The following is a 16,486-nucleotide window of genomic DNA, read 5'->3' on the forward strand; positions in this document are numbered from 1 at the left end:
GGTCAGCCCTCCATCTTCGCGACAAAGCGCCGGAACAGGTGATTGGCATCCGATGGGCCAGGGCTGGCCTCGGGGTGGTATTGCACGGAGAAGCAGTTCTTCGCCGGGCAGGCGATGCCCTCGTTCGATCCGTCGAACAGGGAGCGGTGCGTCACCGTCACGCCCTCGGGGAGGCTCGCTTCATCGACCGCGAAACCGTGGTTCTGGCTGGTGATCTCGACCTTGCCGGTGGCGAGTTCCTGCACCGGCTGGTTGGCGCCGCGATGGCCCCGGGCGAGCTTGTAGGTTGTCGCGCCGAGCGTGTGGGCGAGAAGCTGGTGGCCGAGGCAGATGCCGAACAACGGCTTGCCGGCGTCGAGCACGCCGCGGATCGCCGGCACGGCGTATTCAGCCGTTGCCGCCGGATCGCCGGGGCCGTTGGAGAGGAACACGCCATCCGGCTGATGGCGGAGAATATCCTCGGCCGAGGCGGTGGCGGGGACGACGATGACCCGGCAGCCGGCGCTTGCGAGATTGCGGAGGATGTTTCGTTTCGCGCCGTAATCCACGGCGACAACGGTGAATTTCGGCGTGTCCTGCCGGCCGAACCCGTGCGCGAGATCCCACAGCGTTTCGGTCCATTCGTAGCTCTGGGTGCAGGAAACCTCGCGCGCGAGGTCCATGCCCTCCAGTCCGGGCCAGGCGCGGGCCCGATCGATCAGGGCGGGAATATCGAAGCGGCCGTCCTCGGGATAGGCGATCAGCGCGTTGGGCGGGCCATCGTCACGAATGGTGCGGGTGATGGCGCGGGTGTCGACCCCGGCGATTCCGGGCAGGCCCATGCGGCGGCACCAGGCGGCCAGCCCTTCGGCGGCGCGCCAGTTGGAGGGCTGGGTGATGTCGCGGTTGATCACGAGGCCGCGGGCGAAGCTTGCGCTCGCCTCGATATCCTCGGGATTGGCGCCGACATTGCCGATATGAGGAAAGGTGAAGGTGATGATCTGCCCGGCAAAGGAGGGGTCGGTCAGGGTTTCCTGATAGCCGGTCATGCCGGTGGAGAAGCAGAGTTCCGCGGGCACGCCGGCGGAATGCGCGCCGAAGCCGCTTCCCCAGAACACGCGCCCGTCGCCCAATACCAGAGCCGCGGTTGCGCCGTCCGGTTTCGTGGTTTCGGATTCCATTGAAACGTCTCCTGAAAGATCGGCCAGGGACAGGCCGGTGGCGGCGATCACCGCCGGCCAGTGCCGTGCGGGAATCGCCCCGGCGCTGCGCCACTTCCGCACGGCCTCGGTCGAAACCTGGGTCAGCCGGGCCGCCGCATCGGCGCCGCCCAGCAGGTCGATGATTTCGTCTGTGGTTTTGGGCATGGACGCCTCATGCCGGATTTTTTCTCCAAATTCAACTTGATTTTCCCCGTCGGCGAGATGGACGGAAATTATTTCCGGCCATCGACATTTTGCCGTGCTCTTCCGCGCGGGCCATCTCCTCGGCTAGAGAGAGACCATGATCTCCGAGCGCGCCGCCGGCGCAACCCCCGCGATGGCGCAGTGGTTCCGGGCCAAGGCCGATTATCCGGACGCGCTGATCTTTTTCCGGATGGGTGATTTCTACGAGCTGTTCTTCGAGGACGCCGAGGCGGCCTCGGCGGCGCTCGACATCGCGCTGACCGCGCGCGGCACCCATCAGGGCGAGCCGATCGCGATGTGTGGCGTGCCGGTCTCCCAGCGCGACACCTATCTTACCCGTTTGATCCGGCGGGGATTCCGCGTCGCGGTTGCCGAGCAGGTCGAGGCGCCGGAGGCGGCGCGGGCGAGAGGCGGCAAGGCGCTGATCGAGCGCGCTGTGGTCCGGCTCATCACCCCCGGCACGATCACCGAAGAGGCGCTGCTCGATTCAGGCCGCGCCAGCCTGTTGCTCTCGCTGGTGCCCCGGGATGGGCGGGTCGGCGCCGCCTGGCTCGACGTCTCGACCGCGTCGTTCGAGACCGCCGATCTGGCGGGGAGCGAACTCGCTGCGCTGCTCGGTCGTTTGGACCCGGCGGAAATTCTTTCCGGAGCGGATGTCGAACTTGGCGCGCATGAAGGCCGGCGCACCGATGCTGGCCCGGCGCCGGCGGCGGAGCTGGCCCGGCGCGATCTCGCCCGGCTGTTCGACGTGGCCTCGCTCGACGCCTTCGGCGCCTTCACCGACCAGGAGGCGCAGGCGGCGGCGGTGGCGCTGCGCTATGTCGAGCGCAGCCAGGCCGGCACGCTGCCGCGCATCGCCCGGCCGGTACGTGCCGGCGAGACCGGGCTGCTGGCCATGGACGCGGCGACCCGCGCCAGCCTCGACCTGCTGCGCACGGCCGATGGCGGCGAAGCTGGCAGCCTGTTCGGCGCGGTGAGGCGCACTGTGACCGCTGCGGGGGCGCGGATGCTCGCCGGCTGGATCGCCGCGCCGCTCGATGCGATCGGCCCGCTGCGCGCCCGGCAGGCCGGCTGGCAGAGCCTGCTCGACGCGCCGGGCACGCTTGCGTTCCTGCGCGGATCGCTGCGCGGCGCGCCGGACCTCGCCCGCGCGCTCGCGCGGCTCGGCCTCGCGGGGCGGAAGGCGGGCAGGCTGTCGCCGCGCGATCTGGGCCAGGTGCGGGATTCGCTCGCCGCTGCGCGCGCCGTGGCCGAGGGACTGGCGCCAGCGGTCGCCGCCGATCCCGCGCACCCATTATCGGATGACGTCGCGAGGCTGGCAGCGGGGCCGGAGCTGGCACCGCTGCTGGAGGCCGCGCTGGTTGAAACACCGCCGGCGCGGATCGGCGACGCGCCGGCGATCCGCGCGGGGTTCGACGGTGAACTCGACGCCGAGCGCCGGCTGCGCGACGACACGCGGCAGGTGATCGCGGCGCTGCAGACCGAGCTTGCCTCGCGCTATGGCGTCGCCAGTCTCAAGGTGCGGCATCACAACCAGCTCGGCTATGTGCTGGAGGCGCCGGCGGCTTCGGTCGAGACGCTGCGGGCGTTTCCGGAGCTGATCCTGCGGCAGGGGCTGGCTTCGGCGGCGCGCTTCACCCATCCCGAATTGTCCGACCTCGACCGGCGGATCGCCGAGGCGCATGAACGGGCGGCGGCGCGGGAGGCGCTGGTGCTCGACCATCTGCTCGCCGCGGTGATGCGCGAGGAGGCGGCGCTGGCGGCATGCGCGGCGGCGCTGGCGCGGCTCGATGCGCTGCAATCGGCGGCGACGCTGGCCGAGAGCGGGCGCTGGTGCGCCCCGGAGCTTTCCGAGGATGCGGCGTTCGACATCGCCGCCGGGCGGCATCCGGTGGTGGAGGCGGCGCTGCCTGGCGGCACGCGCTTCATCGCTAATGATGCCAACCTCTCGCCCGACCGGCGGCTAATATTGCTGACCGGGCCGAACATGGCCGGCAAGTCCACCTTTCTGCGGCAGAACGCGCTGGTCATCGTCCTGGCCCAGGCGGGGCTGCCGGTGCCAGCGGAGCAGGCGCGGATCGGGCTGGTGGACCGGCTGTTCTCCCGCGTGGGCGCCGCCGACGACCTCGCCGCGGGGCGCTCGACCTTCATGGTCGAGATGATCGAGACGGCCTCGATCCTCAACCAGGCCGGGCCGCGCAGCTTCGTCATCATCGACGAGATCGGCCGCGGCACCGGCACGCGGGATGGGCTCGCGATCGCCCAGGCGGTGCTGGAGGCGCTGCACGGCTCCATCCGCTGCCGCAGCATCTTCGCCACCCATTTCCACGACCTGGTGCAGCTCGGCGCAGCGCTGCCGCGGTTGCGGCCCTGTACCATGCGGGTGAAGTCGTGGCGGGGCAGCGTCGTGTTCCTGCACGAAGTAATCGAGGGCGCGGCGGAGCGGAGCTGGGGCGTGCATGTCGCGAAACTCGCCGGGCTGCCGGAGCCGGTGATCCGCCGGGCCGAGGCGCTGCTGCGCGCTGCCGAGCGCGGTGGCGGCGAGGCCGGCGCGCTGCCGCTTTTTGCCGCGGTGGGCGAGGCGCCTGCGCCGCAAGCGGAATTGCCGGTGGCGGATGGCTGGCATGCGGCGCTCGCGGAGGCTGATCCTGACCAGCTTTCGCCGCGCGCGGCGCTGGAGCTGATCTATGCTTGGCGGCGAAAGTTCCTTGGCGACAGGGCGGATGGCGCGGTAGAAAAGGAATGACATGTCGAACTCCACCCAGCCGCCGCGCGACTTTCCGCCCGTCATGCAGGCGGCCATGATCCCGCCACCACCGCAGGAGGTGGTCATCGGCCGCCCCGATATCGGTGCCGAACTCGCGCGTGCGCTGCCGCGTGGCAACCCGCCATCGCGGGATGACGCGCTCGGCATCGTTCGCCGTCAGCTTGCCCGCCTGCAAACCCATGTACAGACCCGCTTCGAGCGGGGCGACATGTCCGGCCTTGCGGCGGCTCGTCTGCTTTCAGGGCTGATGGACGAGCTGCTTGCCGCTCTGATCGGCTACGCGGTCGATCTGCTGCCGGTCGAGGAAGGGGATCGCCTCGCGGTTGCCGCGACCGGCGGGTACGGCCGCGCCACGCTTGCGCCGTTCAGCGATATCGATCTGCTGTTCCTGACCGATAGCGAACCCTCCGCGCGGGTGCTCCGTGCGGTGGAATTCATCCTGTATTTCATGTGGGATCTCGGGCTGAAAGTCGGGCACGCGACGCGCTCGACAGCCGATTGCCTGACCGAGGCGCAGGGTGACAGCACGATACGCACGTCGCTGCTCGATGCCCGCTGCATCGCGGGCGACCGGCCGCTGTTCGCGCATTTCCAGCAGGCCTTTCGTCACGATTGCGCCGCCGGCAGCCCGGCAGGCTACATCGCCGCGAAACAGGCCGAACGCGCCGCCCGCCACAAGCGGTTCGGCGACACGCCCTTCATGGTCGAGCCGAACATAAAGGAGGGCAAAGGCGGGCTGCGGGATCTGCAAACGCTCTACTGGCTTGCCCGCTACGTGTTCGGCACATTCGCCATGACCGAACTGGTCGGCGCTGGCGCGCCTGGCGGAGGCATTCTCAGCGCCACGGAGGCACGCGCCTGCAAGCGGGCCTGGGACTATCTCTGGACCGTACGCTTTCACCTGCACTATGTCGCCGGCCGCGCCGAGGAGCGGCTGACCTTCGACTTGCAGCCGGTGATTGGCGCGCGCATGGGCTATACGCGGCACGGGCGGCAGGATGGCGTCGAACGGTTCATGCGGCACTATTTCCTGGTGGTTCGCGAGGTGGCGCGGGTGACCGGCGTGCTGGAGCCCGCCGTGGTGCGCGCAGCGCTCGGGCCGCCCGCGATCGCGCCGGCAACCGATGCAGCACTGCTCGATGCCGGCTTCGTGTTGGCGGACGGCAAGGTCCTGTTTGTCACCGGCCGCGAACCGCTGGCCGAACCCATCCAGCTGCTGCGTATCCTGCAGGTCGCGCGCGATCGGGGGCTGAAACTGCATCCGCTCGCCCTTCGGGCGATGATCCGTGGCGCGCGTCGCACCGCGGAATTGCGCACCGACCCGCGCGCCGCGGCACTGTTTCTCGATCTTCTCTGCGGCGATGGCGAGGCCCGGCAGGATGGCGCCCAGTGGCTTGCCATTCTCAACGAAACTGGCGCGCTCGGGCGCTATCTGCCCGACTGGCGGCGGATCGTCGGGCAGATGCAGTTCGATTCCTACCATGTCTATACGGTCGACATGCATACGATCCACGCGATCGGGGTGCTGAATGCGATCGAGCGCGGCGAACTTTCAGAGATCGTGCCGGTGGCGAGCGGGCTGGCGCATCACGTGCAGTCGCGCCGGGCGCTCTATGTCGCGCTGTTGCTGCATGACATCGCGAAGGGCAGGGGGGGCGATCATTCCGAGATCGGCGCCGAGCTGGCGCTGACCATCGGCCCGGCGCTCGGGCTCGATCCAGAGGAAACCGAAATGGTCTCCTGGCTCGTGCTGCACCACCTGTTGCTGAGCCAGACAGCGTTTTCCCGCGACATCGATGATCCGAAGACGATCCTCGACCTCGCCGATGTGGTGCAGTCGCCCGAGCGGCTGAGATTGTTGCTGATCCTGACGGTGTCGGACATCCGCGCCGTCTCTCCCAAGGTCTGGAACGGCTGGAAGGCCACCTTGCTGCGCGAGATCTATGCTCGCGTTGCCGAGGTGCTCGAGGGGGGGCTGGCGACGACCGAGCGCGACGCCCGTGTGTCCCGGGTCAAGCAGATGGTGGCCGAACTGCTCTCCGACTGGCCGGATTCCGAGCGCGATGATTTTCTCAACATGGGGTATCCCGGCTACTGGCTTGGCTTCGATCCCGAGAGCATCGCGCGGCACGGCCGAATGATCCGCGATGCGCGGCACAGGGACGCGCCGTTGACCGTCGCCGCGGAACCGCTGCCGGCGCGCTCGGTCACCGAAGTCGTGGTCTATACCGCTGACCATGCGGGGTTGTTCAGCCGTATCGCCGGGGCACTCGCGGTCGCCGGGGCGACGATCGTTGATGCGCGCATCCACACATTGACTGACGGCATGGCGCTCGACACGTTCTGGATCCAGGATGCCGGGGGCGGATCGCTGGAATCGCCGCATCGGCTGGCCAAGATTTCAGCCGTGATCGAGCAGGTGATGTCTGGCCGGCTGCGCCTCGCCACCGAGATCGAGAAGGCAACGAACAGCGTTGTCGGCGGCCGGATGCGTGCGATTCACGTGCCGCCGCGCGTCGTCGTCGACAACAGCGCGTCGAATCGGCACACCGTCATCGAGGTGAACGGCCGCGACCGGCCGGGCCTGTTGCACGATGTCACCGCTGCGATCACCTCGCAGGGCCTGCAGATCGCCTCGGCGCATATCACCACCTATGGAGTCCGCGCGGTCGACGTGTTCTACGTGAAGGACGTGTTCGGTCTGAAAGTGCAGAACGAGCGCAAGCTCGCACAATTGCGCGGCGTACTCATCGAGGCGCTGGCCGGCCGCCCCTACGAGGTCACCGCAGCGTCTTGAGCGGCTGAACTCCAGCTTGATCAGCCCCGGCGCTACCGGGCAGGCAAAATTCTAGTGCGCGAAATTTTTATTTGACCAGGAAATTTCGACTGCGACATAATTGCTCCGTAATGGGAAATATCCTGTCCATATCGGCTTAAAGCAGCCAAATTCGGGATGAACAAAGGGGAGCGAGATGACCTTCAAGATATCCTTTCGAAGACTGGCGATGGGCGCAATCGTGGCCGCATTCGCGGGGTCGGCGCCGGTAAGAGCGCAGGCGCCAGGAAGCCTTTACGTGTTTGGCGACAGTCTGAGCGACAATGGCAATATTCCGCGGTTGACCGGCGTTCCCTATCCACCACCGCCCTATGTCGGCTTCCGATTCTCTAACGGGCCGGTCTGGGCGGAATACCTTCCGGGGCTCACCGGGCTGAACTTCAAGCCCTCGAATGATTATGCGGTAGGCGGCGCTTTTGCCGGACCACTGGTGGCCAATGGCGTGACCTATAACAATCTCGCCAATTTTCCGACCACATTGCTGCCCGGCCTACCCAACGAATTGCAGGAAATCCAGGGTTTCGCCGCATCGGGTGGGCATTTTTCCCCCGCCGACGTGGTTGGGATCTGGATTGGTGGGAACAATTATTTCGCAACGGAGGCGCTGGTCGGCGCGGATCCGGCGCTTGCGCAGCAGATCGTCAGCCAGAACGTGACGACCGTGCTCGCCCAGACCGGACAGGCGATCCGGCAGGTGGCCGCGCTGGGGGCGCGGCAGATCGTGCTGCAAAATCTGGTGCCCTTTGGCAATGTGCCGACGGTGAATGGCACGCCGCAACTGGTGGCGCTCGGCGACGAGATCATCGCCGCGCATAATGCCGGGCTTACGACCCTGGCCGCGCAGATGCACGCCTCGCTCGGGATCAATATCCTGCTGATCAACCAGCAGCAGATCTTCTCCGAGATCAGCGCCGATCCGGCAGCCTATGGCTTCACCAACGTGACCGGCGCCTGCTTCGCCTCGGCCAGTTCCGCCTGCGCCTATGCGCCGGCCTCGGTGCAGAACCAGTATCTCTGGTGGAATGTGCACCCGACCACGCATGGGCACCAGGTGATCGCCGAATATGTCGCGAGCGCACTGAACGGGTTCCAGTCACTGTCGGTGCCGGCGCGGCTGCTCGATGCCGGTGCGGCGGCCTTCGCGCGGACGATCAACTCCAGGATGGATTCGCTGCGGCAGGGAGCCGGGGGGCTGACGGTCGCTCTCGCCGGCGCCCCGATATTGGCCGATGCCGCGGCGGGCGATACTGGGCCGATGGAACTGCCGGGCAACGGGCATGCCCTCTCGGTGTTTGTTGCCGGCGGCTATGGATTTGGAGCGCGCGCGGCGGCGCCGGGTAGCCTCGGCTTTCATGACCAGATCGGCACGGTGACCGCCGGCGCGGATTACCGCCTCACTTCCCATCTCGCCGCGGGCCTCGCCTTCGGCTATGCGCGCGAACACGCAACGGTGAACGAGGGCGAGCGGCTGGATGCCGATGCCTACCAGTTTGCCGCTTATCTCGCCGCGCAAAGCCGCCATCTCTATCTCGACGCGCAACTTGATTACGGTATCGACCGGTTCGGCCGAATCAGCCGGCCAGGCGTGCTGGCGCCGATTACCGCGTCGCCAAGCGGCCACACGCTCGGCGCCACGGTGCGGACCGGCTACATGATTCGACGGGGCGTCGTGGCGTTCGGACCGACAGTGGGACTCGATGCGACCGAAGCGCATGTCGACCCGTATACCGAGCGCGGCGATCCGGCCCTGACCATGGCGGTGGGCGGTCAGGATTTCGGGCGTGTGCTGTTCGATGCCGGACTTGCGGCTTCGATGTGGGGGAGGCTGGGCGGCGTTGCGATTCGCCCGCATGGTTCGATCGGCATGCAGGCCTCGATCGCCGGCGCGCCGGGGCAGTTCGCCAGCGTTTTCACCGACGAGCCGCTGGTCGGTCTGACCACGACCTATCCGCAGCTCTCGACCATGTGGGGCGTGGCTGATGCCGGCATTACCGCGCGCCTCGCCGGCCGACTTTCGGCAACGGTCGATCTTGCGACAACCTTTGCGCGGCGCGCCGGCGAGCAACGGATGGCCAGCGCCGGGCTGAGCTTGCGATTCTGACACCGTGCGCTCAGCCAGTTTGCCGTTCTCGCTTGTCGCGGACGGCAAAGCGCGCTAGTCCGCGCCGATCGGCCATGCGCGGAATTGAACGCGTCTGGCCTGCTGGTCCGGTTCGGGCGGGCGTGGTGGAACTGGTAGACACGCCAGATTTAGGTTCTGGTGGCGCGAGCCATGGGGGTTCAAGTCCCTCCGCCCGCAGACAGGGTCGATCTGCCGTGCCCGCACGGCACGTGGGAAATGGCGTAACGTAAGGATTGGTTTGGACATGCAGGTTACCGAAACCCTCACCGAGGGGCTGAAACGCGGCTTTACCGTCGTCGTGCCGGGCAGCGATCTCAGCGAGAAGCGCGAGAAGCGCCTCGCCGAGCTGTCGAAGACGATGCAGATGCCGGGCTTCCGCCCGGGCAAGGTGCCGCTGTCGATGGTGCGCAAGCGCTTTGGCGACGCGGTGGCCGCCGAGGTGATGGAAGCTTCGGTGAACGAGGCGACCGAGCGGATGATCAACGACCGCAGCCTGCGCCCGGCGGTGCAGCCGAAGGTCGAGGTGGTTCGTGCCGACGCGGATTCCGATCTGGAATTCACCGTCGAGCTCGAAGTGCTGCCGGAGGTGGCGATTCCGGACCTGAAGGCGATAAGCCTGACCAGGCCGAAGGCGCCGGTGACCGAGGCGGAGATCGACGAGGCGATTGCGCGCTTCGCCGAGCAACGCGCCGAGGCCGAAATCGTCACGGAAGACCGCCCTGCGGCAACCGGCGATATTCTCACCGTTGATTTCCTCGGCAAGCGCGATGGCGTGCCCTTCGAGGGCGGCGCCGGCACCGACACCGATATCGAACTGGGCGGCTCGGGCTTCATTCCGGGCTTCGCCGAGCAGATGGAGGGCATGAAGGCCGGTGAGACGAAGGTGATTACCGTGACCTTCCCCGAGCAGTATCATGCCGCCGAACTGGCCGGGCAGGAAGCGACGTTCGACATCACCGCAAAGGCGCTCAAGCGCCGTGTGGCGCCGGTGATCGACGACGCGTTCGCCGAGGCCAACGGCTTCGAGACCCTTGCCGAGTTCCGCAAGTTCTTTGCCGACCGGCTTGAACAGTCCCGCGCCGGCGCCTCGCGGTTGAAGGTCAAGCGCGCGCTGCTCGACATGCTGGCCGAGCAGGCCGATTTCCCGTCGCCGGCATCGCTGGTCGATGCCGAGTTCGGCGAGATTTGGCGTCAAGTCGAGGCCGAGAAGCAGGCCGGGCGGCTCGATGAGGAAGATGCCGCAAAGGACGAGGAGACGCTGCGCGCCGATTATCGCGCCATCGCGGAACGCCGTGTGCGTCTTGGCCTGCTGGTGGCCGAGATCGGCCGGACCAACAATGTGCAGATCACCGAGCAGGACATGCGGCGCGCGATGATGGCCGAGATGCAGCGCTTCCCCGGCCAGGAAAAGATGATCATGGAGTTCTACCAGAAGAACCCCGGTGCGCTCGACCGGCTGCGCGGTCCGATCTTTGAGGACAAGGTGGTGGACTACGCGCTCGAGCTTGCCACGGTCACGGATGAAGAGGTTACAGTCGAGGCATTGTTCGCCGACTCCGACGACTGAGCTTCTTTTTTTTCCGGGGGTGGACGGAACCCTGTTCCCGGCTCATCTTAGAAGCCTGAGGGGGCGGCGCCGGCCGTGATACGGCGGCCGTCGCCCCCGGCAGGACAGGATTTCATGCGGGTGCGGTGCGTCCGGCCCTGACTTGGAGACAGATGCCGATGGATCGCGACCCCACCGAGATCTACATGAACAGCCTTGTGCCCATGGTGGTCGAGCAGACCGCGCGAGGCGAGCGCGCTTATGATATCTATTCGCGGCTGCTGAAGGAGCGGATCATTTTTCTGACCGGCCCGGTCTATGATCAGGTTGGTTCGTTGATCGCCGCACAGCTGCTGTTCCTGGAAAGCGAAAATCCCTCGAAGGAAATTTCCTTCTATATCAACAGTCCAGGCGGCGTTGTTTCAGCTGGGCTCGCAATCTATGACACGATGCAATACATCAAGTCGCCGGTGACGACGGTTTGTATCGGACAGGCCGCCTCGATGGGAAGTCTGCTTCTGACCGCCGGTGAAAAGGGGAAGCGCTTCGCGCTGCCGAATTCGCGGGTCATGGTCCACCAGCCTTCCGGCGGTGCGCAGGGTCAGGCGGCCGATATCGAGATCCAGGCGCGCGAAATTCTCACATTGCGCCGGCGCCTCAACGACATCTACGTCACGCATACCGGGCAGACGCTCGAGGCGATCGAGCAGGCACTTGAACGAGACAGGTTCATGTCCGCCGACGAGGCAAAGGCGTTCGGCCTGATCGACGAGGTTGTGACGAAGCAGCCGGCCAAGGACACGAAATAAAGGCATAACTGCATCACCCGACGGCCAGCCGTGGTGGCACAGCATCGCAATGCTTGTGCCGGCGGGACTTGAGGTCTACTCTTGGTCCCTTGATTGATGCGCCGGCCTTCTTGCCGGCGCCGCTGGAGCATAGATGAGCACGAAGTCCGGAGACTCGAAGAACACCCTGTATTGCTCGTTCTGCGGCAAGTCGCAGCACGAAGTCGTCAAGCTTATCGCAGGGCCGACCGTATTCATTTGTAATGAATGCGTCGAACTGTGCATGGATATCATTCGCGAGGATAACCGGACGCACCTCGTGAAAACCCGCGATGGCGTGCCGACACCGCGCGAAATCTGCAAGGTGCTGGACGATTACGTGATTGGGCAGGATTACGCGAAGCGAATCCTGAGCGTTGCTGTACACAATCACTACAAGCGACTCGCTCATGCACAGAAGAACAACGATATCGAGATCGCAAAATCCAACATCATGCTGGTCGGCCCGACCGGCTCGGGCAAAACGCTGCTCGCCCAGACCCTTGCGCGGATTCTGGATGTGCCATTCACCATGGCGGATGCAACGACGCTGACCGAGGCCGGCTATGTTGGCGAGGACGTCGAGAACATCATCCTGAAGCTGCTTCAGGCGGCGGATTACAATGTCGAGCGTGCCCAGCGCGGTATCGTCTACATTGACGAGGTCGACAAGATCAGCCGCAAATCCGACAATCCATCGATCACCCGCGATGTTTCGGGGGAGGGCGTGCAGCAGGCGCTGCTCAAGATCATGGAGGGCACGGTCGCTTCGGTTCCGCCGCAGGGTGGGCGGAAGCACCCGCAGCAGGAATTCCTTCAGGTCGATACCACCAACATCCTGTTCATCTGCGGCGGGGCCTTCGCCGGGCTCGAAAAGATCATCGCCCAGCGGGGGAAAGGGTCTGGAATAGGATTTGGCGCCGATGTGCGCGATCCTACCGAACAACGCACCGGCGCGATCCTGCGTGAGGTGGAACCTGAGGATCTCTTGAAGTTCGGGCTCATTCCGGAATTCATCGGACGCCTGCCGGTTGTCGCCACTCTGGAGGATCTTGACGAGGCGGCATTGATTGAAATCCTTACCAAGCCGAAAAACGCGCTCGTCAAGCAATATGGCCGTCTGTTCGAGATGGAAGGGGTGAAGCTCAACTTCACCGAAGACGCCCTGAAAGTGGTCGCATCACGGGCAATCCAGCGCAAGACCGGGGCGCGCGGGCTGAGATCGATCATGGAGAGCATCCTGCTGGAGACCATGTTCGATCTTCCGGGGCTCGAGTCCGTGGAAGAGGTGGTGATCAACGGCGAAGTCGCCGAGGGGCGCGCCAATCCGCTGTTTTTGCATGGCAAGGAACGCGCTGAAACCGGCTCCTGAACGAGTCGGTCCGGTGCGCCGTCCGGCTCCAGGACCTGAAATATGCCGGGGCATTGCGGCAACCCCGGTGTGGAACAATATCTATCTCGTGGCCGGATCGCCCGGCACCGTGCACTGTGCCGATTGAGGGCAGGGCACGCCGCTTATCGAAAGGTAGTCTGATGTCAGAGACCGAACCGAAAAAGACCAAAACCGCTCTTGTGAAAGCGCCGCTCGACGGCGATCGTCTGGCCGTACTTCCGTTGCGGGACATCGTCGTGTTTCCGCACATGATCGTTCCGCTCTTCGTCGGTCGCGAAAAATCGGTTCGCGCGCTCGAAGGGGTGATGAAGGACGACAAACAGATTCTGCTCGTGGCGCAGAAAAACGCCCAGCAGGACGACCCCGCCCCGGGCGATATTTATGAAGTCGGGACGATCTCGACCGTATTGCAGTTGCTGAGACTCCCGGACGGCACCGTCAAGGTGCTCGTGGAAGGCGTGCGGCGCGCCCGGATTACTAAATTCCATGAGATCGACAGCCATTTCGAGGTTACGGCCGAGCCGCTGGATGAAGTCGTCGTCGGGGGCAAGGAACTCGAGGGGCTGGCTCGGGGCGTGGTCTCCCAGTTTGAACAATACATCAAACTGAACAAGAAGATTGCGCCGGAGGTTCTTGTTTCCATTAACCAGATCGACGATCCGTCGAAGCTTGCCGATACGATTGCTAGCCATCTTGGACTGAAGATCGCCGACAAGCAGGAGCTGCTTGAAACCGGGGCTGTGGCCGAAAGGCTGGAGCGGGTATTCGCCCACATGGAATCCGAAATCGGCGTCCTCCAGGTGGAAAAGCGGATTCGCAACCGCGTGAAGCGGCAGATGGAGAAGACCCAGAGAGAGTATTATCTCAACGAGCAGCTCAAGGCGATCCAGAAGGAGCTGGGCGAGGGTGACGAGGGCAAGGACGAGACCGCCGAGCTCGAGGAGAAGATCCGGACCACCAGGCTTTCGAAGGAAGCGCGCGACAAGGCGATGGCCGAGCTGAAGAAGCTCAGGACCATGAGCCCGATGAGCGCGGAGGCGACTGTGGTGCGCAACTATCTCGACTGGCTGCTGGGCATACCCTGGAAGAAGCGCGCCAAGATCAAGAACGACGTGATCGAGGCCGAACGTATCCTTGATGCCGATCACTACGGTCTCGACAAGGTCAAGGAGCGGATTCTGGAGTATTTAGCGGTCCAGTCGCGCAGCCCGAAACTCCGCGGTCCGATTCTCTGCCTTGTTGGCCCTCCCGGCGTGGGCAAGACGTCTCTCGGCAAGTCGATCGCCAAGGCGACGGGGCGCAATTTTGTCCGGATGTCGCTTGGCGGAATGCGGGACGAGGCGGAAATACGCGGCCACCGTCGTACCTACATCGGATCGATGCCCGGCAAGGTCATCCAGGGGATGAAGAAAGCCAAGACGTCGAATCCGCTGTTTCTGCTCGACGAGATTGACAAGCTTGGCGCCGACTGGCGCGGTGACCCGACTTCCGCCCTGCTCGAAGTGCTGGACCCGGAGCAGAACGCCTCCTTCAACGACCATTATCTTGAGGTCGACTACGATCTTTCGGACGTGATGTTCGTGACCACGGCGAACTCGCTACGGATGCCGCAGCCACTGCTCGATCGTATGGAGATCATCCGTATCCCGGGATATACCGAGGATGAGAAGGTCGAGATCACGAAGCGGCATCTGATCGCAAAGCAGGCCGAGGCACATGGGCTCAAAGCCGGTGAGTGGAGCGTATCCGACGATGCGATCCGTGAACTCGTGCGGACCTATACCCGTGAGGCGGGTGTTCGTAACCTTGAGCGCGAAATTGCCAATCTTGCCCGCAAGGCGGTAAAAGACATTGTCACGAAGAAAGTGACAAAAGTTGCGGTTACCCGGAAGAATCTCGAAAAATTCGCTGGTGTTCCGCGGTTCCATTATGGCGAGACCGAAGCGGAAGACATGGTGGGCGTGGTCACGGGCCTTGCCTGGACCGAAGTTGGCGGCGAGATCCTGACCATCGAAAGCGTGCTGCTGCCTGGCAAGGGCAACGTCAAGCAGACGGGCAAACTCGGCGACGTGATGCAGGAAAGCGTGTCAGCGGCCATCTCCTATATCCGCTCACGGGCGATCAGCTTCGGGATCAAACCGCCGATCTTCGAAAAACGTGACATCCACGTCCACGTTCCCGAAGGCGCGACCCCAAAGGATGGCCCCTCGGCGGGTATCGCGATGGCGACCTCGATCGTCTCGGTGCTCACGGGAATTCCGGTGCGCAAGGACATCGCCATGACCGGCGAAATCACGTTGCGCGGGCGGGTTCTGCCCATCGGAGGGCTGAAGGAGAAGCTGCTGGCGGCGCTCAGGGCCGGCATCACCACGGTGCTGATCCCGAAGGACAATCAGAAGGATCTCGCAGATATCCCTGATAACGTGAAGAAATCGCTGAAGATCATCGCGGTGTCTCATGTTGACGAGGTCATTGCCCAGGCGCTGGTGCGCAAACCCGAGCCGATCGAGTGGGAGGAACCGGTTGAGCCGGTTGCGCCGGCTCAGCCCGGTGCAACCACCGGTGCGGTTCTGCCTCACTAGCATATCGCGTGTATTTTGAGGCCGGTTTTCCATTCGTCTTCGTTGACGGAGGGAAACCGGCCCCATTAGTGTGCGGCGTTCGGCGGAATGCGTGGCCGGGAGCCGATTCGTTTTCTTGACCGCCCACTTCCGTTTACACCAACTGGGAGACTGACCCGTGAACAAAATGGATCTCGTCGCAGACGTTGCGGAGAAGACCGACCTTACCAAAGCCAAGGCCACCGAAGTGGTGGATGCGGTGTTTGCTGCTATCGAGGATGCTCTGAAGCGCAAGGAAGAAGTGCGCCTGGTCGGTTTCGGCACGTTTGGCACGGCCGAACGGAAGGCGGCGACAGGTCGCAACCCGCGCACTGGAGAGGAAATCCAGATCGCAGCGTCGACCTCGGTCAAGTTCAAGCCAGGCAAGACCCTCAAGGATGCTGTGAACTGACACTGAAACAGGCCGATCTCTGTGTCGGCCTGAACTGATTGCCAAGCCCCTGCCAGCGGACTGGCAGGGCGCCGCTATGGGCGGTTAGCTCAGAGGTAGAGCGTCTCGTTTACACCGAGAGGGTCGGCGGTTCGATCCCGTCACCGCCCATTCATCGCCCCCTTTTCCTCTGCGACATGACCCGAGCGACTCGAGCCGATTCGGCTTCTGGGCCGTTGGTGTGGTTCATCCTGACGCATAGCAGTGTCGCATAAATATCTCCGGAAACAGCAAAAGTCCGCATCATCGCACCCTCGAATCCGCACGGGCGGCAGTGCTGCAGGCATGTTGGGGCGTTTGCCGGGAGGTTCGTGCATTTGCGGCAGGAGCCGGTGGTGCTGTGAGGGCGCGAAAGCGGGTTGGCCTTCGATGACGGACAAGACAACCTCGCCACCAGAGCTTGACGCGCATCGGTCGCCGCTATACGGAACGTCTCACAACGCGGGTGTAGCTCAGTTGGTTAGAGCGCCGGCCTGTCACGCCGGAGGTCGCGGGTTCGAGCCCCGTCACTCGCGCCATTTTGCCTTGGTTCAGGCATCATGGATGGACAGAACATAAG

Annotated in this window: 9 protein-coding genes and 3 tRNA genes; 11 read left to right on the forward strand and 1 reads right to left on the reverse strand. The window is 64.6% G+C overall.

All coding sequences use genetic code 11. The annotated features are described in order from the left end of the window. Positions 1-2: 2 nt before the first annotated feature. Positions 3-1,346 (reverse strand): glutamine-hydrolyzing carbamoyl-phosphate synthase small subunit, encoded by a 1,344-nt coding sequence (carA, locus tag ACIDOCELLA78_RS82075; RefSeq protein ID WP_201727611.1) that lies wholly within the window; start codon positions 1,344-1,346, stop codon positions 3-5. A gap of 136 nt (positions 1,347-1,482) precedes the next feature. Here carA and mutS point away from each other — a divergent pair, with 136 nt between their 5' ends. The 11 genes from mutS (at position 1,483) to ACIDOCELLA78_RS82130 (ending at position 16,445) form a co-directional block, all read left to right on the forward strand. Continuing rightward, positions 1,483-4,131 carry a DNA mismatch repair protein MutS gene (mutS, locus tag ACIDOCELLA78_RS82080; RefSeq protein ID WP_201727612.1) on the forward strand — a complete coding sequence of 883 codons (2,649 nt, stop codon included), beginning with the start codon at positions 1,483-1,485 and terminating at the stop codon, positions 4,129-4,131. 1 nt (position 4,132) lies between these two features. Next, on the forward strand, positions 4,133-6,949 hold the full coding sequence (locus tag ACIDOCELLA78_RS82085; RefSeq protein ID WP_201727613.1) for a [protein-PII] uridylyltransferase: 2,817 nt from the start codon (positions 4,133-4,135) through the stop codon (positions 6,947-6,949). Between the two features lie 277 nt (positions 6,950-7,226). Further along, positions 7,227-9,089, forward strand: coding sequence for an autotransporter domain-containing protein (locus ACIDOCELLA78_RS82090; RefSeq protein WP_249674943.1), 1,863 nt, complete (start codon positions 7,227-7,229; stop codon positions 9,087-9,089). A 116-nt stretch (positions 9,090-9,205) separates the two neighbouring features. Then, positions 9,206-9,287 (forward strand) — tRNA-Leu (locus tag ACIDOCELLA78_RS82095). 67 nt (positions 9,288-9,354) lie between these two features. Continuing rightward, on the forward strand, positions 9,355-10,677 hold the full coding sequence (gene tig / locus ACIDOCELLA78_RS82100; protein ID WP_201727615.1) for a trigger factor: 1,323 nt from the start codon (positions 9,355-9,357) through the stop codon (positions 10,675-10,677). Positions 10,678-10,835: 158 nt separating this feature from the next. Then, on the forward strand, positions 10,836-11,465 hold the full coding sequence (clpP, locus tag ACIDOCELLA78_RS82105; protein WP_201727616.1) for an ATP-dependent Clp endopeptidase proteolytic subunit ClpP: 630 nt from the start codon (positions 10,836-10,838) through the stop codon (positions 11,463-11,465). Between the two features lie 133 nt (positions 11,466-11,598). Beyond that, the gene (clpX, locus tag ACIDOCELLA78_RS82110) at positions 11,599-12,855 is read left to right on the forward strand and encodes an ATP-dependent Clp protease ATP-binding subunit ClpX (protein ID WP_201727617.1); all 1,257 of its coding nucleotides are present in this window, start codon (positions 11,599-11,601) and stop codon (positions 12,853-12,855) included. 161 nt (positions 12,856-13,016) lie between these two features. Further along, complete coding sequence (gene lon / locus ACIDOCELLA78_RS82115) at positions 13,017-15,458, forward strand: endopeptidase La (RefSeq protein WP_201727618.1); 2,442 nt, start codon at positions 13,017-13,019, stop codon at positions 15,456-15,458. A gap of 166 nt (positions 15,459-15,624) precedes the next feature. After that, positions 15,625-15,888: an HU family DNA-binding protein gene (locus ACIDOCELLA78_RS82120; RefSeq protein WP_283770803.1), complete on the forward strand. Its 264-nt coding sequence runs from the start codon at positions 15,625-15,627 to the stop codon at positions 15,886-15,888. Between the two features lie 78 nt (positions 15,889-15,966). Then, positions 15,967-16,038 (forward strand) — tRNA-Val (locus tag ACIDOCELLA78_RS82125). Between the two features lie 330 nt (positions 16,039-16,368). Next, positions 16,369-16,445: transfer RNA gene (locus tag ACIDOCELLA78_RS82130), tRNA-Asp, on the forward strand. Positions 16,446-16,486: the final 41 nt, after the last annotated feature.

It is taken from the genome of Acidocella sp. C78 (assembly GCF_907164655.1).